Source organism: Pseudomonas sp. FH1 (genome assembly GCF_000510895.2).
Lineage (GTDB): Bacteria > Pseudomonadota > Gammaproteobacteria > Pseudomonadales > Pseudomonadaceae > Aquipseudomonas > Aquipseudomonas azotoformans_A.
In genome coordinates, this window is record NZ_AOHM01000013.1 from 94,850 (window position 1) to 118,025 (window position 23,176).

General features: G+C 60.5%; 14 protein-coding genes. 7 read left to right on the forward strand and 7 right to left on the reverse strand.

The window, feature by feature from the left end:
- Positions 1 to 50: 50 nt before the first annotated feature.
- The 4 genes from H096_RS05895 to aspA all read right to left on the reverse strand — a co-directional run bounded on the left by H096_RS05895 (position 51) and on the right by aspA (position 9,086).
- Positions 51 to 4,670, reverse strand: coding sequence for a DUF6543 domain-containing protein (locus H096_RS05895; protein ID WP_033897263.1), 4,620 nt, complete (start codon positions 4,668 to 4,670; stop codon positions 51 to 53).
- A gap of 110 nt (positions 4,671 to 4,780) precedes the next feature.
- A complete protein-coding gene (locus H096_RS05900; RefSeq protein WP_033897264.1) occupies positions 4,781 to 5,758 on the reverse strand; it encodes an asparaginase in 978 nt (325 codons plus the stop codon).
- A 77-nt stretch (positions 5,759 to 5,835) separates the two neighbouring features.
- On the reverse strand, positions 5,836 to 7,281 hold the full coding sequence (locus H096_RS05905) for an alanine/glycine:cation symporter family protein (RefSeq protein ID WP_033897265.1): 1,446 nt from the start codon (positions 7,279 to 7,281) through the stop codon (positions 5,836 to 5,838).
- A 380-nt stretch (positions 7,282 to 7,661) separates the two neighbouring features.
- Positions 7,662 to 9,086 carry an aspartate ammonia-lyase gene (gene aspA / locus H096_RS05910; RefSeq protein ID WP_028618519.1) on the reverse strand — a complete coding sequence of 475 codons (1,425 nt, stop codon included), beginning with the start codon at positions 9,084 to 9,086 and terminating at the stop codon, positions 7,662 to 7,664.
- 182 nt (positions 9,087 to 9,268) lie between these two features.
- Here aspA and H096_RS05915 point away from each other — a divergent pair, with 182 nt between their 5' ends.
- From H096_RS05915 to H096_RS05935, 5 genes are all read left to right on the forward strand, one after another.
- Positions 9,269 to 10,189 (forward strand): LysR substrate-binding domain-containing protein, encoded by a 921-nt coding sequence (locus tag H096_RS05915; protein WP_033897266.1) that lies wholly within the window; start codon positions 9,269 to 9,271, stop codon positions 10,187 to 10,189.
- 203 nt (positions 10,190 to 10,392) lie between these two features.
- Positions 10,393 to 10,884: a 5-(carboxyamino)imidazole ribonucleotide mutase gene (gene purE / locus H096_RS05920; protein WP_003176980.1), complete on the forward strand. Its 492-nt coding sequence runs from the start codon at positions 10,393 to 10,395 to the stop codon at positions 10,882 to 10,884.
- 11 nt (positions 10,885 to 10,895) lie between these two features.
- Positions 10,896 to 11,981, forward strand: a complete 1,086-nt coding sequence (locus H096_RS05925) for a 5-(carboxyamino)imidazole ribonucleotide synthase (RefSeq protein WP_028618517.1) — start codon at positions 10,896 to 10,898, stop codon at positions 11,979 to 11,981.
- A 104-nt stretch (positions 11,982 to 12,085) separates the two neighbouring features.
- Complete coding sequence (locus tag H096_RS05930) at positions 12,086 to 12,331, forward strand: GlsB/YeaQ/YmgE family stress response membrane protein (RefSeq protein WP_016978642.1); 246 nt, start codon at positions 12,086 to 12,088, stop codon at positions 12,329 to 12,331.
- A gap of 77 nt (positions 12,332 to 12,408) precedes the next feature.
- Entirely contained in the window at positions 12,409 to 12,945 is a 537-nt protein-coding gene (locus H096_RS05935) for a DUF3299 domain-containing protein (RefSeq protein ID WP_033897267.1), read from the forward strand.
- On the opposite strand, the gene H096_RS05940 is transcribed toward H096_RS05935, so the two are convergent.
- The 3 genes from H096_RS05940 to H096_RS05950 all read right to left on the reverse strand — a co-directional run bounded on the left by H096_RS05940 (position 12,942) and on the right by H096_RS05950 (position 20,073).
- On the reverse strand, positions 12,942 to 18,566 hold the full coding sequence (locus H096_RS05940) for a hypothetical protein (protein ID WP_156717470.1): 5,625 nt from the start codon (positions 18,564 to 18,566) through the stop codon (positions 12,942 to 12,944). The two genes, H096_RS05935 and H096_RS05940, sit on opposite strands and share 4 nt — an antisense overlap.
- Positions 18,567 to 18,710: 144 nt before the next feature.
- Entirely contained in the window at positions 18,711 to 19,610 is a 900-nt protein-coding gene (locus H096_RS05945) for a D-hexose-6-phosphate mutarotase (protein ID WP_033897269.1), read from the reverse strand.
- Between the two features lie 58 nt (positions 19,611 to 19,668).
- Positions 19,669 to 20,073: an acyl-CoA thioesterase gene (locus H096_RS05950; protein ID WP_003176975.1), complete on the reverse strand. Its 405-nt coding sequence runs from the start codon at positions 20,071 to 20,073 to the stop codon at positions 19,669 to 19,671.
- 432 nt (positions 20,074 to 20,505) lie between these two features.
- On the opposite strand from H096_RS05950, the gene H096_RS05960 reads away from it, so the two are divergent.
- Together H096_RS05960 and H096_RS05965 are read left to right on the forward strand one after the other, a co-directional pair.
- A complete protein-coding gene (locus tag H096_RS05960; protein WP_010207587.1) occupies positions 20,506 to 21,795 on the forward strand; it encodes an MFS transporter in 1,290 nt (429 codons plus the stop codon).
- Between the two features lie 178 nt (positions 21,796 to 21,973).
- Positions 21,974 to 22,960, forward strand: a complete 987-nt coding sequence (locus H096_RS05965) for a phosphate ABC transporter substrate-binding protein PstS (protein ID WP_016978637.1) — start codon at positions 21,974 to 21,976, stop codon at positions 22,958 to 22,960.
- Positions 22,961 to 23,176 lie beyond the last annotated feature (216 nt).

Genomic DNA, 23,176 nt, shown 5'->3' on the forward strand with positions numbered 1-23,176 from the left:
GCCAAGAGGTACCGGTTGGGCAGCAAGTTACATGCCGGCCCATGCTGCGATCAGGTACTTGACGTGGATTTTGGCCGATCGAAAAACAACTCACGGGCTTTTTCCAGGCTGATTTCGCTGCGGTAGAACGCGATGGCTTGCTTGCGGTCCAGACCTTTCGTCGAATCGGCGGCAGCGCCGAGAGCGTGCTCCGCCGGGGTTTTCAGCCGGGCAGACAGGTAGGCTTTGTCCGGCGTCCAATCGGTGCTGTAGTGAAAATGCGCGTACCAAAGCACCTTGTCATTGCCGCGGTCGATGATGGTGTACTCATCCAGATAATCCGGCTTGGCGCCTTTGATTCGGCGGCGAGCCTGGGTCTTTTTGATCGTGATCACGTTGTGATGTTTGAGCCATTCAAGACCTGACACGGTGGGCGGGTAGGCTTTGAGCGTTCTCTGCACCAGCTGATTGCTCTGTTGGTTGAGGTCGATCAGGGCTGCATCGAGGGCTTTGGTCACGCCGCTGGCAGAGGTCGATAAGACATCGATTTCGGTGATGTTGTGCTGTGTCAGAGCCTGTTCGATGGTACTGATGGCCTGCTCCAGTTGCCGGGCATGCTGGTGATACAGGTACTCAATGCCGAAAGGTGCACGGTCGGCCTGATTGGCGTGGATTTTGGCCCGTGCCAGAAAAGTCGGTAACCCGTCCAGCAATGCCTGGCCCTGGTTGATACTGAGCTGTATGTCCAATACCACCGGCTCTCTGGATGGAGGCGGGGTTCGCTCGCGCACCACCCAAACCCCTTTGCTTTTCTCATGGTAAGTGGACAGGATCTGATTGGTCAGCGGTGAGCGAATATCCACCAGACCGGTTTCCAGGCCGACACTGCTCAGGCGCGGTTCGCCGATCAGCAGGCCATGGTAACGCGTATGGATAAATTGTTTCGCCGGGCGCGGTGGGGTCGACGGCGGGGTGGGGCGGCTTCTGAACAAACTTCTTTGCGTACTCAGTACCCCTAGGGTTTTGACGGCGCGCCGCTGGAGGTAAGTCAATTCTCCCCGCACTTCGAGCAGCTGATCGGTGATGGCGTTCTCGGAGAACTCCACGGGAAAGTCTTGCAAGCGCTCGTCAATCAACTGGAATTGCTCGATCAGGTTGCTCAAGGTGTCAATGCGCTCGTCCAGCCGGCGGTCACTGCTCTCCTTCAGTGTGTCATGCAAGCATTGAACGGCGATGTCTGCGGTGTCGATGATCCGATCGATTTCCACCCAGGCGGCGGGCTCGGTGGTAAACGTGTACCGGGGTAGACACAGGTTGCGGTTGAGCGTCACGCGGATTGCCCTGAGGTCATCAGGTGTATACACCGGCATTGTGCTTTTCAGGGTGCTCAAGAGCAGCGCGCCGTCTTTGCCCAGGCTTTTGAGCTCTGTGAAGCGGCCGTGCATGTACTCCAACTGAATCAGCAGCCTTCCGGTCAGGTCGCGCATTTCGCGGAAGTCTTCAACCGGACGCGCTTGGGCGGTTTTGGCCTGGTGTTGCAGTTGTTCGTACACGGTGCGCCATTTGGGCGTGAAGTTGACGAGGATTTCGGCCATCGCTGCCTGGGTCATTTTGGTCTGGACCTTGATGTAGCTGAGGGCCTTTGGCGCGTATTCGGCGCTGGGCTCGTGAATGTGCATCTCCTTGAGCATTTGCAGGGCTGACTCGTATTCCGTGCGCTGGGTCTCCAGGGTCCGGATGTAGGTGCGCCGGAGGGTATCGACCGATGTGGAGGGACCTTCGTCCAATTCACTGCGGGCCCGTTGCAACTCGCCCTGTGCGGTTTTCTTGCGGTTTTCGAAGGCCTTGAGTTTCTCGCGCAGTTCATCGGCCTTTTTCTTGGCCAGGTCCCGGGCCTTCTGGGTCATGAGCTTGGGGCCTCCACCGCGTAGGCGCAGGCGCGTATCGACAAACCATTGGCCCTGGCTGTTGTGGATCAAGGGCGGGCCGGTGCGTTCGGGGCGGGTGGGGTCGGCAATCAAGACGGTGTCGTTCTCATCCACCAGCACCTGGAACCAGCGTGTACCCACGGGGGCATACCAGTGTTGGCCGCCGCGATACAGATGTTGATGGGCCCCTGCCTTGTCGTTGACGGCGCCGAGCGTGTCGGGTTTGGTCACTTTGAAACTGTCCAGCACGGTGGCCAGTCGCGTCGGTGTGCGGTTGACCGCGCCACTGATATACAGGGGACGGTCGTGTGGCCCCAGGGTGTCGGAACTGATCGTCGCGAGTTTGCGGACAATTTCCGGTTTTAGCCGGGTTGGCGGTTGAGGACGTGCTATCGGCAAGGGTTTTTCTTTGTTTGCCAGGCCCGGCGAGCGATGGGTAACGCAGTGCAGGGTGATGGCCATGCCGATGTTCAGCAGCAGGTCGGCGAGGGCGGCCCAGGGCGACGCCTGCTCGGGGTGTGCCTTGGCGTCGACCACGTCTTGCAGTTGCTCCATGATCTGCCAGATCCAGGCCGCCGTGCCCGTGATGCGCCCGAGAAACGGCAGGGCGGCGTTGAAGATTGCCCAGCCTATGCGCTTGAACGTGGCCCAGCGTGCCTCGGTATCGGACACCGATTGCCGGTCAGCCAGGGTTACCAGGGCGTTGGCATTGGCGTTGTACAGGGTGGCAAATAGATCGCCGATCACGACGTTCTGACTCAGTTTTACCGGCCCACTCATTGCCAAGGCCTTGAGCGGGTCCAGCACGAACGTGGCGACCGCCCAAGGCGAGGGCAGGTTGTTGGGGAACACGAATTGGGCGTAGTCATCGCGGGTGCGGTCGGGCAGCCAGGCCAGTACCGATTCGCGCAGGCTTATCGATTGCTGCAGGGCGTAGAGCAGATTGTCCGGTGACGGAAATTGCGACAGCGGTTTGTCGAGCAGCGGCCGATAGAGCAAGCAAGGACCGGCGCTCATGTCCTGGGGGCCGATCACGAACATGTTGGCGACCACGTCCGGGGTGGTGTCTAGCCGTCGGGTCGGTACAAAGCCCAGCGGGCGGATGACAATAGTCTGGCCATCCACCTCGCGATCGGCGGGGGCGGCCTGCATCAGGGCGCAGATGTAGCGATAGCCCTGCTCATTGATCCCACCTTCGTCGCGGATCTTGCATTGCAGGGCCAGCAGCGGCAGTTGAATGCGCAAATGCTGGGTGTAGAGCAACTGCCGGCGCGCAGATTCCAGGGGATCGTCTAACAGTACTGTCTTGACCTGGGCCGGGTAGGTGTTGCCGATGTCGACACGGCTGATCAGGCTTTCCAGGTAATCGAGGGTCAGCCAGTCAGGCAGTGTCTGCGGGTTACGCTGGCGCAGGGTTTTGACGCCCTGGGGCAATGCGATCAGGTTCTGCAAGGCCAACTCGGTCAGGCTGAATTGGGTGGTGTCGAACTGTCCGGGCACCGGGAACAAGCCCCAGATCACGGGGCTGCGCACCACGATATCAAGGTTATCCAGCCACTGCGTCGAGGCTTCGGGGTGGTCCTTGAGCATCTCGGCGTTGAGTTGGTCCAGGGTGTATTGCTGGATCGGGCTCAGGTCGTCTTGATAGCGCTTTCCCCGATTCAAGCTGTGTAGGGTTGCGAGGTCCTTGAGATGGCGTGAGAAGGCGTCCTGGTCCGAGGCGGAGGCCTCGGTCAGCCAGTCGGGCAGGGCATCCACATACGGCTGCAAGTCGGACTCACTGAGCGTGGCTTGAGGCGTTGGCGCTTGTGTCAGGCTTTGCTGGGAAGCGCCCGGCTCACGCAGGTCAGAAAAGCTGATACTGCCAATGGCCATGATCTGAAGGCTGATGAAGGCACAGGCCAGGTAGTCGAAAAAATCGCCGCCGGGTTCCACCAGGCGCCACTGCACTTTCATCCCCCCCAATGCGCTGCTCAATAGTTGTGGCAGGTCCTGGCCCAGTTGCTCAAGGTTGGTGTATTTCTTGAAACTCCCGAGCAGTGAATGGGTGAGGATCACCTCATGGCCGTTTCGCTCGCTGATCAAGACGCTGATCAGATGCTCATCCAGGTGAGTGACCTTGCCGTCGTCGTCGATCCGGTCGATATCAATCACATAGGCCTTCACGGCCTGTGGGTCGTTGAGGCTGCGTTGTGCGTAGTCCGGCGTGCGGTATAACTGGCGTGCCATTTCGCATTCGTCGTCACTCAAACCGCCGGCCTGCTGTACATTCCAGAAATCACGCAGCGTTGTGGACAACGCGTGCCAGCGCGGCCCGCTATCGGCCTCCGAAGCGTTCCAGTACTCCATCTGCGCCTGTTGATAAGCGCGCAACATCACCGGTGCCAGCATGTTGATGAGGCCAGCGATGTCGAGGATGCGCACTGGTAAGTGCACCGCCGGCTCAATGATCGGCAGTTGGGTCAGGAAGTGTTCACCTTCGATATACAGCGCGGGCACTGCCAGCACCGCCTGGGCCGCGAGGATATCGGTAAGCGCCTGGTAGTGGCGGTCGACGGGTACGACGTGGCCATCGTCAATGCCCCAGAGCGGGGCGCCCACCATGGTCACGTTCGGGTCGATGTCGAGGGTGGGGTACAAGTCCTTCAATTGCTCGCGCAGCAGCGTGGCGGCCACTTCGCGAAACGCCGGTCCGGTGGACATTTGCGTGACGAGCGTATCGGTGAGGGTTTGGTGGGAATAGGTTGACGAGGGTGTGGTCATGGCGCGTCCTGACAGGCGAAAGAATGGCAACAGCCCCAGGAGAGGTCTGGGGTGTTGCCATGCTAGAAAGCCCTATGCCAGGCGCGGTGGTGCTTATGTAGGCCGGCTATTCAGCGCAGTTCTCCGCACAGGTCCAGTTCCACCAGGCGGCGCACTTCCTGGCTGTCGAGCCCGGCGCCGAGCAGTGCGTTGAGCTTGCCGAATGCCGCTTCACGGGTCATGCCGCCACCGGACAACACACCGACGCCACGCAGGCGGCTACCGGCCTCGTAGACATCCAACTCAACGCCGCCTTCATGGCACTGGGTGATGGCCACCACCACGATCCCGTTGTCCTGCGCGTGTTGCAGGCTGGCGAGGAACTGCGGGTTGTCGCTCGGCCCGGTGCCGCTGCCGAAGCATTCGAGGATCAGCGCCTGGATGCCGCTGCCGATCACTGCGTCCAGTTGGGCCGCGCCGATGCCCGGCACCAACGGCAGCACGCCGACGTAAGCCAGAGCTTTGGGCTGACGGTAATTCAGGGCGTGTGGAATGGCATCGACAGGGTCAGCGCCGCCCTGGCGGTTCAACGCCGCGAACGGGTTGCGGCCGAAGCTGCGGATTTTCGCGCAGCGGGTGGGCGCCATCATTGCGCCGTGGAAGTACAGGTGCACACCCGGCGCCAGGCCTACGCCCAACGCCTGCAACGCGCCACTGACGTTTTCCCAGGCATCGCTGTCGGGCACGCCGGCTGGCAGCATGGAGCCGGTGAACACCACCGGCGCCGGCAGGCCCAGCAGCTGGAAGCTCATGGCCGCCGCGCTGTAGGCCAGGGTGTCGGTGCCGTGCAGGATCAGTACGCCATCGCAGCCCTTATCAACGGCCTCGACCACGGCGGTGCGCAGGCGCTGCCAGTAGGCGGGAGTCATGTTGGCGCTGTCGATCAGCGGGGCCATTTCCTGGAAGCGCCAGGCGGGTAGCGCTTGATTGCCGAGCTGCTCACGCATACGCGCTTCGAAACCGGAGGCCGGGGCCAGGCCATTGGCGCTGGCCTGCATGCCAATGGTGCCGCCGGTGTAGAGCACCATGACGTTGCTAGATGGGGACATCGAATTTTCTCCTGAACGAAAAACGCCGCACGGCCCCGAGCATGCCCAAGGTCGTGCGGCGTGTCATCTACCTACACTCAGCGCTGGGCTTGAGCGTTCAGTTCAGCGGATGGCGCTGCATCCGGTTTTGCCGGATTGGCCGGCCAGGCCTTGCGGTCCAGGTCCAGGTCAGGGAACTGGCTGGAGTCGAACACCGGCGTCTTGATGCCTGCCGCGCGCTGGTTGTCGTAGTCGTTCAGGATGCGCATGGCGATCTTGAACAGGAACGCCAGGGCGAACAGGTTGACGAACGCGAGCAGGGTCATGGTGATGTCGGCGAAGGCGAACACGGTGCTCAGGTTCTCGATGGAACCCCAGAAAATCAGCACCAGCACCAGCGCGCGGTAGCCCATCAGCACCTTGCGGTTGTTGCCCACCAGGAAGCGCAGGTTGCTCTCGCCGAGGTAGTAGTTGTACATGATCGAGGTGAACACGAACAACGCCAGGGCCACGGAGATGAACATGCGGCCCCAGTCACCGACTACAGCGGCCAGGGAGTTCTGGGTCAGGGCAATGCCGTCGCCTTCAAAGCCTGGGGTGTAGAAACCGGAGAGCAGGATCAGCAGCGCGGTACAGGTGCAGATCACGAAGGTGTCGAGGAACACGCTGAACGCCTGGACCACGCCCTGGGCAATCGGGTGCTCTACAGAAGCCACCGCCGCCACGTTAGGCGCACTGCCCAGACCAGCTTCGTTGGCGAACACGCCGCGCTTCACGCCCATGATGATCGCACTGCCCACCAGGCCACCGAAGGCTTGGTCGAGGCCGAAGGCGCTCTTGACGATGGTCGCGAGCATGGCCGGCACGTGGTCGAATTGCAGCACGATCACGTACAGGGTCACGGCGATGTAGACCAGGGTCTTGACTGGTACCAGCAGGTCGGCAATCGACGCAATACGCTTGATCCCGCCGATGAACACCAGGCCCAACAGCACAGCCAGCGCGAGGCCGGTGTAGGTGGTGTCCAGGCCGAAAGCGTTGTTCAGCGAGTGGGTCACGGCGTGGGCTTGCAGGCCGTTGAAGGCAAAACCGAAGGTCACCAGCAACAGGAAGGCCATGACCATACCCAGCCAGCGCTTCTGCAAGCCGTGCTGAATGTAATACGCCGGACCACCACGGTAGGTGCCTTCTGCGTCAGTGCGCTTGTACAACTGGCCGAGGGAGCACTCGATGAAGCTCGACGACATGCCTACCAGCGCGGTGACCCACATCCAGAACACGGCACCGGGGCCACCCAGGGTCACGGCAATGCCGACGCCGGCGATGTTACCGGCACCCACGCGGCCAGCCAGGCTGAGCATCAGCGCCTGGAACGAGCTGAGTTGGTCGGAGCTGCTCTTCAGGCTGTCTTTGAACACCGAGAACATGTGGAAAAAGTGACGCAGTTGAACGAAACGCGAGCGAATCGTGAAATAACCGCCGAGCCCGACAATGAGCACGATCAGTACTTTCCCTGAGAGGAAGTCGTTGATGACTTCGAGCATGGAGTGTTCCTCGCTGATTTTTCTAATGGCAAACGCAGGACGGTCCGACCACGCCGCATGGCACCAGGCAGTGCGCGGCAGTTCGACCCCAATCCTTTTGCGGGTTGTTATTCATGCGGTTTCGCGCTGTATCCGGGCCTCGTTACCGACGGCCGCAGACGCGAAGAGGGGCGGCACTATACCTAGGAGCGCGTGATCCGTCTGCACGGGGCGATTAAAGGTTTCAGCACTGAGGTGGGCATGCAGGGCGATATTGGATTTTTTATGGGCGTCATTTCACAACCTTGAGGCAAAAAAAAGGGCCTGAAGAACGAGCCTTCAGGCCCTCAAAAGGTGAGAGGTGTCTAGTCCCTCAACCTGGTGAGCGGTGCAACAAACGCTTAGGCCTTCAGGGGAACCAAGCGTGGGGCAATCATGTTTTCGGGACGCAGGATGTCGTCGAGCATGGCGTCGTCGAGCAAGCCTTCTTCACGCACCAATTCCAGCACGCCACGGCCGCTTTCAAGAGCGATACGGGCGATGCGGGTGGCGTTCTCATAGCCGATGTACGGGTTCAGTGCAGTGACCAGGCCGATGGAGTGCTCGACCAGTTCGCGGCAGCGCGCTTCGTTGGCGGTGATGCCGACGATGCAGTGCTCGCGCAGCATGTCCATGGCGCGTTGCAGCAGGCGGATCGAATCGAAGATCTTGAAGGCGATCAGCGGCTCCATCACGTTCAGTTGCAGTTGGCCGCCTTCGGCTGCCATGGTCAGGGCCAGGTCGTTGCCGATCACTTGGAATGCCACCTGGTTCACGGCTTCCGGGATCACTGGGTTGACCTTGCCGGGCATGATCGAGCTGCCTGGCTGACGGGCCGGCAGGTTGATCTCGTTGATCCCGGTACGTGGGCCGCTGGACAGCAGGCGCAGGTCGTTGCAGATCTTCGACAGCTTTACGGCGGTACGCTTGAGCATGCCGGAGAACAGCACGAAGGCGCCCATGTCGGAGGTAGCTTCGATCAGGTCGGCGGCCGGCACCAGCGGCTGTCCGCTGATAGTGGCCAGGCGTTGCACGGCCAGTGCCTGATAGCGCGGGTCGGCGTTGATGCCGGTGCCGATGGCGGTGCCGCCCAGGTTCACTTCGGTCAACAGCTCTGGCGCCAGGGTTTTCAGGCGGGCCAGGTCTTCGCTCAGGGTGGTGGCGAAGGCGCGGAATTCCTGGCCGAGGGTCATCGGCACGGCGTCTTGCAATTGGGTGCGGCCCATTTTCAGCACGTGGCCGAATTCGACGCCTTTGGCGGCGAAGGCCTGGATCAGGCTGTCGAGGCTGGCCAGCAGCGCGTCATGGCCCAGCAGCAGACCCAGGCGGATCGCGGTCGGGTAGGCGTCGTTGGTCGACTGCGCCATGTTCACGTCGTTGTTCGGGTGCAGGTACTGGTACTCGCCCTTGTTGTGGCCCATGGCCTCCAACGCGATGTTGGCGATGACTTCGTTGGCATTCATGTTGGTTGAAGTGCCGGCGCCGCCTTGAATCATGTCCACCACGAACTCTTCGTGGAAATCGCCGCGGATCAGACGGGCACAGGCTTCGCTGATGGCAGCGTGCTTGGCTTCGCTGAGCTGACCCAGCTCGCGGTTGGCGTCAGCCGCCGCTTGCTTGACCATTGCCAGACCGACCACCAATTTCGGGTAATGCGAAATCGGAACGCCCGAGAGACGGAAGTTGTTCACCGCTCGCAGGGTCTGGATGCCGTAATACGCTTGAGCCGGTACTTCGAGTACGCCAAGCAGGTCTTTTTCGGTACGGAATGATGCAGCAGAGGACATGACGGAAATCATCTCGATAGGGACCCGGAACTGGCCGGAACGCTGCGAATGCTAGGCTTGTGGAAGTTTTTGGGCCAATGCTGTTAAACACTGGCCTATGCGCAAACGGCATAATGCAGGTGTGACCCGGCTATGATGACGGGCGTGTGTGCCAAAATGGTGCGTACCCGTGGGAGGAAGTGATGAACCTTGAGAGCAAATGGCTGGAAGACTTCAGCGCGCTGGCGGCCACCCGCAGCTTTTCCCAGGCGGCGGAGCGACGTTTTGTCACCCAGCCGGCGTTCAGCCGACGGATCCGCAGCCTGGAAGCGGCGTTGGGGCTGACCCTGGTCAACCGCTCGCGCACACCGGTGGAACTCACGGCGGCGGGGCAGTTGTTCCTGGTGACTGCGCGCACGGTGGTCGAACAGCTCGGTGAAGTGCTGCGCCATTTGCATCACCTGGAAGGCGGGCAGGGCGAAGTCATGCAAGTCGCGGCGGCGCACTCCCTGGCGCTGGGCTTCTTCCCGCGCTGGATCGCACAGTTGCGCAACGAAGGCCTGAACATCGCCACGCGGCTGGTCGCCACCAACGTCGGCGACGCGGTGCATGCCCTGCGCGAGGGCGGTTGCGACTTGATGCTGGCATTCTACGACCCGGATGCGGCGATGCAGATGGACTCGGAAATCTTCCCCTCCCTGCACTTGGGCAACACCGAAATGCTCCCGGTGTGTGCGGCGGATGCCGATGGCAAGCCGTTGTTTGACCTGGAAGGCGAGGGCAGCGTGCCGCTTTTGGCCTACAGCGCGGGTGCTTTTCTCGGCCGCTCCGTGCACTTGCTGTTGCGTCAACGTGCACTGCGCTTTACCACGGTGTATGAAACCGCCATGGCTGACAGCCTCAAGAGCATGGCTCTGGAAGGCTTGGGTATCGCCTGGGTGCCGCAACTGAGCGTGCGGGCGGAGTTGGCCCGAGGTGAGTTGGTGGTGTGCGGCGGGCCGCAATGGCATGTGCCGCTGGAAATCCGCCTGTATCGCTGTGCCTTGGTCCGTAAGGCGAATGTGCGGTTGCTGTGGCGAAAACTGGAAGGTGGAGCAGCGCAGAATCCGGCGGGGGATCGCTGACCTCAGAGTCAATAAAACCGCCGGTTTGCACCGCTAGACAGATGGTCATCCAAGGGGCTGTTTATCTCGATTATTACGGTATACTGCGCGGCCTTCGGCCGGTCCAACCGGCCTTAATTCGTACAACAAGCCACGCCGGATTTCCCGCGTGGCTTGTTGTTTTTTGACGCGCCTGCGGGCGCCCAGAGAGAAGAGGCACGACGATGAGTGCATTGGTTGGCGTGATCATGGGCTCCAAGTCCGATTGGTCCACCCTTAGCCACACCGCCGATATGCTGGAAAAACTCGGCATTCCGTATGAAGTGAAAGTGGTCTCTGCCCACCGCACCCCGGATTTGCTGTTCCAGTATGCCGATGAAGCAGAATCCCGTGGCATCGAGGTGATCATCGCCGGTGCCGGCGGTGCAGCGCACCTGCCAGGCATGTGTGCGGCCAAGACCCACCTGCCGGTTCTCGGCGTGCCGGTGCAATCGGCGATGCTCTCGGGCGTGGATTCGCTGTTGTCCATCGTGCAGATGCCGGCCGGCATTCCGGTGGCGACCCTGGCGATCGGCAAGGCCGGCGCGATCAACGCCGCCCTGCTGTCCGCCAGTATCCTGGGCGCCAAGCACCCGCAGTTCCACGCGGTGCTGAAAAAATTCCGTGCTGAGCAGACAGACAGCGTGCTGGACAATCCAGACCCACGCATCGCCTGAGGTTGTTGACGATGAAAATCGGTGTAATCGGTGGCGGCCAATTGGGCCGCATGCTGGCCTTGGCGGGAACCCCGCTGGGGATGAACTTCGCTTTCCTGGATCCGGCGCCGGACGCTTGCGCAGCTGCGTTGGGTGAACACCTGCGGGCTGACTACAGCGACCCGGACCACCTGCGCCAACTGGCTGACGAAGTTGACCTGGTGACCTTCGAGTTCGAAAGCGTGCCGGCTGAAACCGTGGCCTTCCTCTCGCAGTTCGTGCCGGTGTACCCGAGCGCCGAAGCCTTGCGCATCGCCCGCGACCGCTGGTTCGAGAAAAGCATGTTCAAGGACCTGGGCATTCCAACCCCGGCCTTCGCCGACATCCAGTCCCAGGCGGACCTGGATGCTGCCGTCGCCAGCATCGGCCTGCCGGCCGTGCTGAAAACCCGCACCCTGGGTTACGACGGCAAGGGCCAGAAAGTCCTGCGCACCGCCGCTGATGTGGTCGGCACCTTTGCCGAACTGGGCAGCGTCGCCTGCTTGCTGGAAGGCTTCGTGCCGTTCACCGGCGAAGTCTCGCTGATCGCCGTGCGTGCCCGTGATGGCGAAACCCGCTTCTACCCGTTGGTGCACAACACCCACGACAGCGGCATCCTCAAGCTGTCCGTCGCCAGTACCGACCACCCGTTGCAGGCCCTGGCGGAAGATTATTCCAGCCGTGTGCTCAAGCAACTGGATTACGTCGGCGTGATGGCGTTCGAGTTCTTTGAAGTCGACGGTGGCCTCAAGGCCAACGAAATTGCTCCGCGCGTGCACAACTCCGGGCACTGGACCACCGAAGGCGCCGAGTGCAGCCAGTTCGAAAACCACCTGCGGGCGGTCGCGGGCTTGCCGCTGGGCTCCACGGCCAAGGTTGGCGAGAGCGCGATGCTCAACTTCATCGGCACGGTGCCGGCGGTGGAAAAAGTCATCGCCATCGATGACTGCCACCTGCATCACTATGGCAAGGCCTTCAAGGCTGGGCGCAAGGTCGGCCACGCCAACCTGCGCTGCAAGGACCGCGCGACATTGGAAGCGCAGATCCTCAAGGTTGAAGCGCTGATCGCCGAGCAATAAGGCAAGTCCGACGGGAACCATTGGTGACCGTCGTCTCTCTGATTGCAGGATGCCAAAGCCTGACTAGGCTTTGGCATAGCTCACTTCAATCAGAGGGAAATGCCATGGGTATCATCGGAACCATCTTTATCGGCTTGATCGTCGGCCTGCTGGCGCGTTTCCTGAAACCAGGCGACGACAGCATGGGTTGGATCATGACCATCCTGCTGGGTATCGCCGGCTCCCTGGCCGCGACCTACGGTGGTCAGGCGCTGGGTATCTACCAGGCAGGCCAAGGTGCAGGCTTCATCGGTGCCCTGGTTGGCGCGATCATCCTGCTGGTGATCTACGGCCTGATCAAAAAGAAGTAATCTGCCGACAAAGTCCTCTGCGCTGCGCAGGCGCAGGGGGCTAGAATGCTCGGCACCTGTACTTGCCGAGCTTCTCCATGCGCCGTCTTTTGTTGATGTTCCTTTTGCTGAGCCCTGGCCTGGCGCACGCCGGTGAACCGCCGGAAACCGACTGGCTCGACCTGATGCCGCTTTCCGACCAGAAAGCCCTCGAAGCCATGCCCGAGATCGACCACAACTCCCCCGAAGCCCAGGGCACCTTTACCGATAAAGGTGGCTTGAAGCAGAGCAAGGGGTTGCCGGCGGTGATGTATTCGACCAAGACCGTCGCAGCCATGAATGACAAGAACATCCGTATCGGCGGTTACCCGGTGCCGTTGGAAACCGACGCCAAGGGTCGCAGCACCTTGTTCTTCCTCGTGCCGTACCCAGGCGCGTGCATCCACGTGCCGCCGCCACCGCCCAATCAGCTGGTGCTGGTGCGCTACCCCAAGGGCTTGAAGCTGGATGATATCTACACGCCGTTGTGGGTGACCGGCACCCTCAAGGTCGAAAAGGTCAACAACGACCTGGCGGACGCCGCCTACGCGTTGGATGCCGGCAAGGTACGGGTGGTCAAGGAGTCGGATCTTTAACGCCCTGGATCGGGATAAAACACCCGCTTGGCTTGTGGCCAATAGATCTCTGCGCGATGAATATCCAATCGTCGGCCCTGGCGAGCGGCCTCGACTTGGGCGGTTGCCCCTAACGCCCGCTGTGCCGGCGTCTTGAGATGGGATTTGGCAGGGACGCTATGGGACGCCTGCTCATAGTGCAGGTGCGCGTAGGCCCACAACTTGCCTTTGGCATGGATCTCGAACTCATCCAGAAAGTCCGGAACCTTGATCCATTTTTCGGTACCAGGTTTTTTTGATTGTCGGGTGCCGGCGACCCGGTCAAGGGTTTTGCGGGTGCTTAGAACCCCGGGCTGGCTGTGCAAGAACTCCAAGGCATTGGCATCGGGCGCTTGCTTGATAACGAGGTCCAGACGCAGCAGTTTGGCCATTGTGTTCAAGCGGGTCGCGTGTTCCCTAAAATGCCGTACTTGCGCCAGTAGACCCTGTCGAGCTGTCTCATTGATGACGGAGATGCAGGCTGCCTCAAGGTCATCGGCGCCTTGATTGAGCTTGGCTGCGCCCAGCCTGATACGGTCTTCGACACCCGCGGGTTCGGCCGATGCTTTGTTCCTGTAAAACACGATGAGGTCATCCTGTTCCTCTAGCACGTCCTGCATTTTCTTGGTGGCGGCGTTCAGCTCCTGAGTCAGGTTCGTCTGGCTGGAAGAGGCTGGTGCACTGGGCTCTTTAACCTGAATGGTCGATTTGATCCACAGCTTGTCCTCGCCAGACTTGATATAGGTGGCGATGCGCTGATCCTCGCTGTCTAGGATGTCGGCAACGTCGCTGTTCTCGGTCCTGGGTTTGGCAAGCACGGTTTTAGTGGTGCGGGGCTGGTCGCCGGCGATCAGTATGGGAATACGATTTTTCGGCGTAGGTTGGGTGGACAGTTTCGACGTGCCAGGCGCAGGCGGGGTGACGGGCGATGGTCCGGCTTTCGGCGCTGGGAGTTTTTCCAGGGTGTCCAGCATCCGTTCCAGTTCGGCGTCCAGTAAAGACTTCAACGCCTTGGTCTGTTCAATAATGGTGTTAACGGCGCTGCGTTTAGCGTCGAGAAAGTCGTTGAGCGGTTTAAGGATGAGTGTGTCTTGCCCCTGGAATGCGCCAGTCTCTTTCACCCGCTGAAGGCTTTTTTGCTGAGCCTCCAGATAGCCCTCCAGATCATCAACGACTGCCGAATAACGCGGGCTGAGGTTGTTTGCCACATCAATGGCATCGCTCAACCGTGATCTGCCAAAGTCCGGTGTCGTGGCGAAATCCTTGGGGTCGAAGATTCGCAACTCGGTGTGCCTTGCGTGTACCAGGCCCAGTTCCTGGACGGCTTCCTGGTGTAGGAACGATTTGTCGAACAGCAGGTTTATCGTATTGAATTCGGTCGATTGGGTGGCCTGATCCAGCAGGTGTGTCGCGGTGTCCATTGTCTCGTATGCTTGTTGATAGTGCGCATCCCGTTCAGCTTTGGCTTTTTTAAGCTCCTCCAGCCTTTTCCCCCCGGCATGCCCACTTTCGCCGACCGGCGTCCACACTCCGTCCTTGTTGACGATGCGGTGCGCAGGACGTGTCTTGTTGTGCGGGTGAACGATATAGAACTTCGTGTCGCCTGCGAGGCCGTGGCGCGTTTCGACCCCATACCATTGGCCGCGGGAACGGACATAACTCTGCTGATTCTTGCCATCGTAGACACCGTTGGCCCGGCGGCTGAATTCCACGCTCTGTTCATACGGAACGTGCGCGATGTAGCCGTCGAGGTCCGGGATACGTTGCAGCCCCTCTTCGCCAAACGGGATGTACCGCGGCCCGAACGCTTGGTTGGTCAGCGGATCAATCAGGCGGTACTCCGGCAACAGATCGGTGCCGACGCTGCGCATAGGCACGTGGTCGATGCCTGCCACGGTAAACAGACTGTCCTGCGTCTCAAGGGGTTTCCAGGTTTGCGGGTCGACCGGCTGTAGCGTTCGGCCAGAGGGCATGAACAATGGTTTGACGAGGGTCTTCCTGAACAACGCCAGGCCTGCGTCCACCTGGCGTGCGGCTGCAACGCTGAGCCGCAGCGCACTCAAGCCGCCGATCTTGAGCAAGGACGGTACGGCTTCCAGCGGGTTGAGTTCTTTGAGGGAAGCGAGCAAAAACGTTTTGGTGAGGGTCGCGAATCTCGGCAGCGCCGCCTGAAAACTGATCCTCCCGGCTTGTGCAACCAGGCGCGCCGAACCGCCAACGTATTTACCGATGGGGGCGGCGAAGGAGAGCACGTCGGTGAAGAGCGACAACGCGCCGCTTTCCACGCGTTGTGGGTCGCCCGAGGCGATGTCCTCTATCCCGCCCCAGAAAGGCACCAGCATCTTGGCGTAGAAGCTGAAGTCGTTAATGGTTTCGTGTGCCGCCTCAAGCGCTGAGGTGTTGCGTTGGGCGGACAATTTGAGTTGGGACTCGTCCGTGTGAAACAACGCATCGGCAACGATGGCGGCCAGTTGTCGACTGCGCGCCGAAGTCAATGTTTGTGCGGCCCGCAGGTACTCCGAAGGGACTGGCGCAGTGGCTGGCAACACCTGACCGATGGGCTCGGCAATCAACAGGCTGGACACCGTTTCGCGCGGGCGCTGGCCCTGTTGATACGCGGCCCAATCGAAGGGCATAGACGTTGCGCGGCGAAAGGCTGCCTTGCCCGAGTGGCTTGAGCCGCCGGTGGATTCCACGGAAACCTTGCCATTGACCGTCAGTGTTTGAATGTCTGGACGCGCACGGATCACTGCCGCGCGAGGGAACACCTCATAGTAAGTGGTGCGGTGCTTATCCCGGGCCTGGATGATAAAGCCGTGACGTCCCCGTGCGGCCGCGATGTTCTGTGGGGTTTCGCGCTCAACCGTCACGTGTTGCAGTTCCTGGCGCAGGGCGTACAGCGTGACCTCGCCGTTTTCGATCGCGCTGCGGTCAGGCAGTGGCAGGTTGGGCAGCAACGCTCGGATAAAGGTTTGGTAAGCCGATTTGGCGCCGCTCAGGTAATCACTGAATCCCCGCTCGAACGCTTCGTCTGAGGTGAAGCGCCAGCGGCCAGGGGGCGCTTGGGAAATGGTTGTCGTTGCCTGGATTATCTCTTGTTCGTGCTCCTCCAAGGCTTCTACAGCCAGTTGGGCTTGTTCAGGCGTGTGTTCATGGCTTTCGCTCGTCAGTACGCCGTTGGCCTTGGCCCATTCCAGCGTGGGTCCCAGCCGGGCCAGCGCGATCACCAGTGTTTGCTCGGGCGTCGTGTTGTCGCTTGTCGTAGCCAGTAAGCCGAGCAGTTGTGGGAAGGTCATGTGTTGAGCTGAGCCGGGTGTAATGGCGTGTGCAAGCGCCACGGCTGCCTTGAAATTCACCCAGGCGATGGAGCTGGCGTAATGCAGGTCGTCAGGAATGTCCCTTACCCAAACCTCCGAGGCGGAAGCCTTTTGCAGCAGGCGCTTGGCCAATTGGATACCGCCAGGAGTGAGCTGGCAGTTGTGGCTCAGGGACTGCTCAAGTTGTCGATGAATGTAGCTGTAGTTGTAGCCCCAGTGCAGGGGGGTGGCTATTTCTTCTCCGGCGACGGTCGTGCGAGCTTTGCCTTTTGGGCGTTCAAAATTCAGCCAAAGCGTGCGCCAGACCAGGTTGCGCAGCACTTTCTCCGGTGGGTTCTCACCCTCGGCGGTGTACCAGTCCAATGTTTTGACCAATTGATTGCCGAACTCAAGGCATTGGCGCGTCTTGAACCATTGTTCGAGCACAACTGTGGGGGTCTTCAGCGCCTGGGCTTCGCGTTGGGGTGTCAGAAAGTGCAGGGTCAACTGCTTGAACATCGAACCGTTGCCAGTGATGAGTTGCTGGTTGATCCGTCGTTGCAGGTTGGCATCGTCTTGTTCATCCATGAGCTGATCAAAAGGCAGTTCGCCTGCACCCAGGTCCAGCGACAGAGAGGCGGCGTGTTCCTGAAGTCGCTCAATCATCTGTTGCAGCGGATTATCCGCTGCGATGGGAACTGCATAGAACTTGAGTGCAAGATCAAGCCGAACGGTGCCGTCTGCGCGAATGCCGTCACCGACGTCCCGTCGCGCCGCTATCAAGACGTTGACATCGTTGCGCCAATAGATCGGCACCGTGCTCAGGGGCAGCAGCACGCCCTGAACGGTAAAGCGGGTCAGCAGCGAGTCCGCCAGCGCTGGCTGGTTATTGACGAGCTTTTCCAATACCCGCAGGGGCGACCAGTCGATCTCGGCTGGGCTGGACCGTTGGCGCATCCAGTCTGCAAAGTCGCTGTCATCCTCGAGTTTATTCAACACCTCCACAGCCCGCGTGCATGCCTTGAACAGCGGTGATTGGCGATGAGGCGTAAAGAACGCATCTGCCAGTGGTTGCTGCGTAGCCCCCGCCTGGAGGCTGTTCAACTGGGCCAGAAGGCCAGGGAAGTCAATCAGTCGGTCGGCCTGTGTTTGCATCAACTGCTGCTGGGCCGTAACCGCCGCCCCCCTTTGTTGTGCGCGGGTGATCAAGAGCGGCCGGGCATGCTGCGTGATGGACCGGCTGAAATCCAGCAGTGCAAACAGGCTGGCCGCCTGGTCGATTTTTTTCACCACGCCCTCCGGGGCGTCGCGATGAACGGCCCAGTGGTACTCGATATCCTGACGTTGCTTGCTGAGCAACAGGCCAACTTGATGCTGGAAAAAATGCTTCACGCCAGTGACCGGCACCAGATTGACCCGCGCATCTTTGTTGGCCCGTGGCGCCAGGCTTGTAAACGCCGGGTGGTGGCGATGAGCAAGGCTGACCAGCAGCTGTTCACGCCCAGGCTCTGTTTTAAACAACCGGGTGATATGTGTCTTCAGCGCCGTGGGGCTGGTGAACCCGATCAGGCCTTGCCTCGGCAGGTAGAGCACCGTGGGGTTGGAGGTTCGGCGTTCATCCAGTGGCCAGGTGCACAGGGCGAACGCACCGACCAGCGCCAGTTCATCGGGTCCTGTGGTGTCTTGCAGGTTGAGGTGAAAGAGGTTCAGGGTGCCGGGCAGGGCGGCTGTGCCCAGTTGCCGGACCAACGCGACACTGGCGGGGTCAAGGGACGCCGTTTCGAATCGCAATGACGCCTCGCACTGGATCAGAAACGCGAGGGCTTGAGCGATATAGGTACTACGGGGTTGTTGGGTTGCACTGTGATTGGAACGCCAGAACTGGTTGAGGTCATTGAGGTAGTACTCAACCCCCAGCAACTGATTCATCAGGGTTCTGATTGCTATCTGGCCCGCGTCACCCAGTCGCAGAAATGCGCCGTTTTTATAGAGATAGAAGTCACTGCGCTGGTGGTAATACGCCGGAATCCGACATTGATGGAGCGCGTCCTGCGCCAGGGTTTGCAGCGTCCTGTCGTTTGCGCTGGGCGAATCAATCAGGGAGTCCTCAGGATTTTTCAGGTAGAGGTGTTCGGTGGGGTGCTTATCAAGGGATTTGGCGAGCGCCTCCAGGACGAGCTGATTGGCGCAAAAGGTCAGTGAAGGTTGGGCGCGGAGGATCTCTGTTACTGCGTCGTTCCACTTGACCATGAGTTGGGCGGCGTGAGCGGGAGGCTGTTGCGTTACTTCCAGGAGAGAAGGAGTCATCGAAGGGGCCTTTGTCAGATGCGTTTTTTGCACCATAACGAGGCTGCTTAGACTTGAGGCTCTACATAAATGATGCAGCGATCCGCCGCACCAAAGGGCAGTGCGCCGGACCTGCATCCATCAACGGGGTGCCCGCGAGGAAGATTACAACGAGGCTGCAGTGATACTGACCGCCAGCGTGTGGCTTTGCCCCGGTGCCAGCACCACCACATCATCCAGCACATTCGCCGTCTCGATGCACAGCATGCCTGGCCAGCCATCATCGGCCATGTCGTCAAACGCCTTGGCGCGTTCGGTCCAGGGGTTCCAGATCACCGTCGACTTCGAACCCTCGGCAGTGAGCTGAATGCGGCGCTGCCAGTCCTTGTCGACGATGTTCAACTGTGACGGCGTGTCGAGGTAGATGCGATCAGTCTCGGCGGTGAAGTGCAGCGGGCCGGATTGTGTCTTCTCGGCCCAATTGTCTGCGGTATCGATATAGGCACGCCCGTCCAGCCCTTCGACCTGCACATTGCGTACATCGCTGACGGCGAAGTAGGTGTGCAGCGCCTGGCTGAGGGTTACGGTGTCGGTGCCACGGTTGTGGCTGGTGAGGTGGATGTGCAACTGGTCGTCCAGCAACAGGCTCAGTTTGAGGTCGACCTGATGGGGCCAGCCAGGAAAGCCGCCTGCCGGGACGGGTAGCACCAGATCCACCCGCAACGCTTCACCTTCAAGCTTGCTCGCGGCCAACGTCCACAGCGCTGTACGCACGAAACCATGGGCGCCGGCCGGCTGACCGCTCTGGCGCATCGCCTTCACGCTTTGCGGGTTGCGGTCGAATACGCCAAACCAAGGCCAGCACACCGGTACGCCGGTACGGATGCCCTTGCCCTTTTTGAACACCGCTTCAGGGTTCGGCCAGATCATCGGCTGCTCGCCGGCGCGCTGGTAACTGAAGATATGCGCGCCCTGTTGGGCCACCATCAGTTCGGCACCGTTGTGGCGGATGCGCCAGCAGTCCAGCTCGTCGATTTTCACGGTTTCAACGTGGGGCGTCGGCATAACAAAGCACTCTTGGTGGCAGGCAATGGGGCAATTGACCGTCAAAACCCGGCGAGGTTTAACGTGCGCGCGAAGGAACCGAGCGCGTGCGACCGCTGCCGTCGATGGCGACGAATACAAATACCGCCTCGGTCACCTTGCGCCATTCGCTGGACAGCGGGTCGTCGCTCCACACTTCGACCATCATCTGGATCGAGCTGCGGCCGATCTCCAGGGCCTGGGTATAAAAGGAGAGCTGCGCGCCCACCGCGACCGGCACCAGGAACGCCATGCGATCAATGGCCACCGTGGCGACACGCCCACCTGCAACCTTGCTGGCCATGGCGGTGCCGGCCAGGTCCATCTGTGCGACCAGCCAGCCGCCGAAGATGTCGCCAAAACCGTTGGTTTCACGCGGGAGCGCGGTGATTTGCAGGGCGAGATCGCCTTGCGGGATAGGATCTTCTTGTTCGAGTTCGATCATGCCGAGGGCCTCTGACCCGTAACGCTTAGTGGATAGCCGTCTTCGAAAAAACGTTTCAGCACCAACATACACCGCGTGATGCGTTTCTCGTAAGGCGTACTAAAGGGAAACTCTGCCAAATCGGCTGGATGGCACCCAACGGCGTTTTGGCACAGCAGCCCCTCAAGACTGCGGTTCTGGCGCTTGCAGGGGCCGAGTATATCGAGACCCTGGCGCCACGACGACCTCTGGGCGTTCATTTGGTCGGCATTTAGCGGCTGTATCGCGGCTTTTTCCGGCAACTGTGCTTCTGTGCGCAGTTAAAGGGGAATATTTAGCGTCTTTGAACTGTTATTCGCTCAACGCTGTGCTTTTTCTAGCGATTTGCTATCTTGCCAAGCCTGCCGCAAGTCCCGGGCTTGCCGTCCCGACTACTATAAGAGAAGCCTTGCCATGTCCTCCGTGCCCGCAAGCAGTGCGCAACCTTCGCGCCCGCTGACCCGCAACGACTACAAAACCCTGTCGCTGTCTGCCTTGGGCGGGGCGCTGGAGTTTTATGATTTCATCATTTTCGTGTTTTTCGCCACCGTGGTCGGGAAACTCTTCTTCCCCGTGGACATGCCTGAATGGCTGCGCATGATGCAGACCTTCGGCATCTTCGCCGCCGGCTACCTGGCGCGCCCCCTGGGCGGCATTATCATGGCGCACTTCGGCGACCTGCTGGGCCGCAAGAAAATGTTCACCCTGAGCATCTTCATGATGGCCGTGCCGACCCTGATCATGGGCCTGCTGCCGACCTACGCGCAGATCGGCCTGTGGGCACCGGTGCTGTTGCTGCTGATGCGCATCATCCAGGGCGCTGCGATTGGTGGTGAAGTGCCAGGCGCCTGGGTGTTCGTCTCCGAACACGTACCGCCACGCCATATCGGCTACGCCTGCGGCACCCTGACCAGCGGCCTGACTGCCGGTATCTTGCTGGGTTCGCTGGTGGCCACGGCGATCAATACGCTTTATAGCCCGGAGCAGGTCTCGGATTTCGCCTGGCGCATCCCGTTCCTGCTCGGCGGCGTGTTCGGCCTGCTGTCGGTGTACCTGCGCCGCTGGCTGCATGAAACACCGATCTTTGCCGAAATGCAGCAGCGCAAGACCCTGGCCGCCGAACTGCCTTTGCGCGCGGTCCTGCGTGATCACCGTGGCGCCATCGTGTTGTCGATGCTGCTGACCTGGCTGCTGTCGGCTGGCGTCGTGGTGGTCATCCTGATGACCCCGACCGTGCTGCAAACCGTCTACCACTTCAGCCCGACTGTTGCGCTGCAGGCCAACAGCCTGGCCATTGTCACCCTGAGCCTGGGTTGCATCGCTTCCGGTGCATTAGCCGACCGCTTCGGCGCCGGCCGCGTGCTGGTCACCGGTTGCGCACTGCTGCTGGCGACGTCCTGGACGCTGTATCACAGCCTTATGGCCCACCCGGATTGGTTGTTCCCGCTGTACGCACTGACCGGCCTGTTCGTGGGCACCATCGGCGTCGTTCCCTACGTGATGGTCAAGGCTTTTCCGCCTGTGGTGCGCTTCAGTGGCCTGTCGTTCTCCTACAACGTGGCCTACGCCGTATTCGGCGGGCTGACGCCGCTGGCGGTGTCGCTGCTGATGAAGGAAAGCCCGATGGGTCCGGCTTACTACGTTGCCGCCCTGTGCTTGATGGGGATGGTGGTGGGTGGGTATCTGTGGAAGCGTTCGCGCTGATTCCTTGACATGATTGCTCCCGCGCCCTGCGTGGGAGCGATGGCAACTCCTCGCTGCGCCCCTTCTCCTTGCCAATAGTGGCCTTTCATCTAACTGTCACATTCCAGACATAGAGTGTTCACACGGCCTCCCGATACTTGGCCCCGATCCAACTATCCCTATCTGCTAGGAGCAAGGCATGAAACTGAAACGTTTGATGGCGGCAATGACTTTTGTCGCTGCTGGCGTTGCGACCGCCAACGCGGTGGCCGCTGGTGTTGATCCGGCAATCCCGGCGTACGTGAAGACCACTGGTGTGTCGGGCAACTTGTCCAGCGTCGGTTCCGATACCCTGGCTAACCTGATGACCCTGTGGGCCGAGGGTTACAAAAAGGAATACCCGAACGTCAACATCCAGATTCAAGCTGCCGGTTCTGCTACTGCGCCACCTGCGCTGACTGAAGGCACCTCCAACCTGGGCCCGATGAGCCGCAAGATGAAGGACACCGAGCTGGCGGCCTTCGAGCAGAAGTACGGCTACAAGCCAACCGCTATCCCGGTTGCCGTGGATGCCCTGGCCGTGTTCGTGCACAAGGACAACCCGATCCAGCACCTGACCATGGAACAAGTCGACGCGATCTTCTCCTCGACTCGTCTGTGCGGTGGCAAAGCCGACGTGAAAACCTGGGGTGACCTGGGTGTGACCGGCGACCTGGCCAACAAGCCGGTTCAGCTGTTCGGTCGTAACTCGGTATCCGGCACCTACGGCTACTTCAAAGAAGAAGCCCTGTGCAAAGGCGACTACAAGCCAAACGTGAACGAACAACCTGGCTCGGCTTCGGTCGTGCAGTCGATCAGCTCTTCGCTGAACGGCATCGGTTACTCGGGCATCGGCTACAAGACCGCCAGCGTGAAAACCGTGGCCCTGGCCAAGAAAGGCAGCACTGACTTCATCGAAGACAGTGAAGAAAACGCCCTGAACGGCAAATACCCGCTGTCGCGCTTCCTCTACGTGTACGTCAACAAAGCCCCGAACAAGCCTCTGGCCCCGCTGGAAGCTGAGTTCGTGAAGCTGGTTCTGTCCAAACAGGGCCAGGAAGTTGTGGTGAAAGACGGCTACATCCCACTGCCAGCCAAAGTCGCCGCCAAGGCCCTGGCTGACCTGGGTCTGAAAGAAGGCAACTGATTGCCTCTGCGGGGCCGGAGTACCGGCCCCGCATCCGAATTTTCTAGTCCGCTGCCAGCCTTGCTTCGCGGCGGATTTGTTGCGTCACTGCATTGTCATCTTTCTGTCATACAGGATCGCTAGGGTGTGCGCATGAATGATCTGGCCAATTCCACCATGACGACGACTTCTCCCCCCAAGCGCATTGACTTCAATACGCCTGAGCTGCAACGCAAG

Bases quoted from the DNA above. Each gene is read 5' to 3' on its own strand.
- aspA (WP_028618519.1), bottom strand. From the start codon at position 9,086: ATGTCCTCTGCTGCATCATTCCGTACCGAAAAAGACCTGCTTGGCGTA.
- H096_RS05945 (WP_033897269.1), bottom strand. From the start codon at position 19,610: ATGCCGACGCCCCACGTTGAAACCGTGAAAATCGACGAGCTGGACTGC.
- H096_RS05950 (WP_003176975.1), bottom strand. From the start codon at position 20,073: ATGATCGAACTCGAACAAGAAGATCCTATCCCGCAAGGCGATCTCGCC.
- H096_RS05935 (WP_033897267.1), top strand. From the start codon at position 12,409: ATGCGCCGTCTTTTGTTGATGTTCCTTTTGCTGAGCCCTGGCCTGGCG.
- H096_RS05965 (WP_016978637.1), top strand. From the start codon at position 21,974: ATGAAACTGAAACGTTTGATGGCGGCAATGACTTTTGTCGCTGCTGGC.
- H096_RS05915 (WP_033897266.1), top strand. From the start codon at position 9,269: ATGAACCTTGAGAGCAAATGGCTGGAAGACTTCAGCGCGCTGGCGGCC.
- H096_RS05940 (WP_156717470.1), bottom strand. From the start codon at position 18,566: ATGACTCCTTCTCTCCTGGAAGTAACGCAACAGCCTCCCGCTCACGCC.
- H096_RS05960 (WP_010207587.1), top strand. From the start codon at position 20,506: ATGTCCTCCGTGCCCGCAAGCAGTGCGCAACCTTCGCGCCCGCTGACC.
- H096_RS05930 (WP_016978642.1), top strand. From the start codon at position 12,086: ATGGGTATCATCGGAACCATCTTTATCGGCTTGATCGTCGGCCTGCTG.
- H096_RS05900 (WP_033897264.1), bottom strand. From the start codon at position 5,758: ATGTCCCCATCTAGCAACGTCATGGTGCTCTACACCGGCGGCACCATT.
- H096_RS05895 (WP_033897263.1), bottom strand. From the start codon at position 4,670: ATGACCACACCCTCGTCAACCTATTCCCACCAAACCCTCACCGATACG.
- H096_RS05925 (WP_028618517.1), top strand. From the start codon at position 10,896: ATGAAAATCGGTGTAATCGGTGGCGGCCAATTGGGCCGCATGCTGGCC.
- purE (WP_003176980.1), top strand. From the start codon at position 10,393: ATGAGTGCATTGGTTGGCGTGATCATGGGCTCCAAGTCCGATTGGTCC.
- H096_RS05905 (WP_033897265.1), bottom strand. From the start codon at position 7,281: ATGCTCGAAGTCATCAACGACTTCCTCTCAGGGAAAGTACTGATCGTG.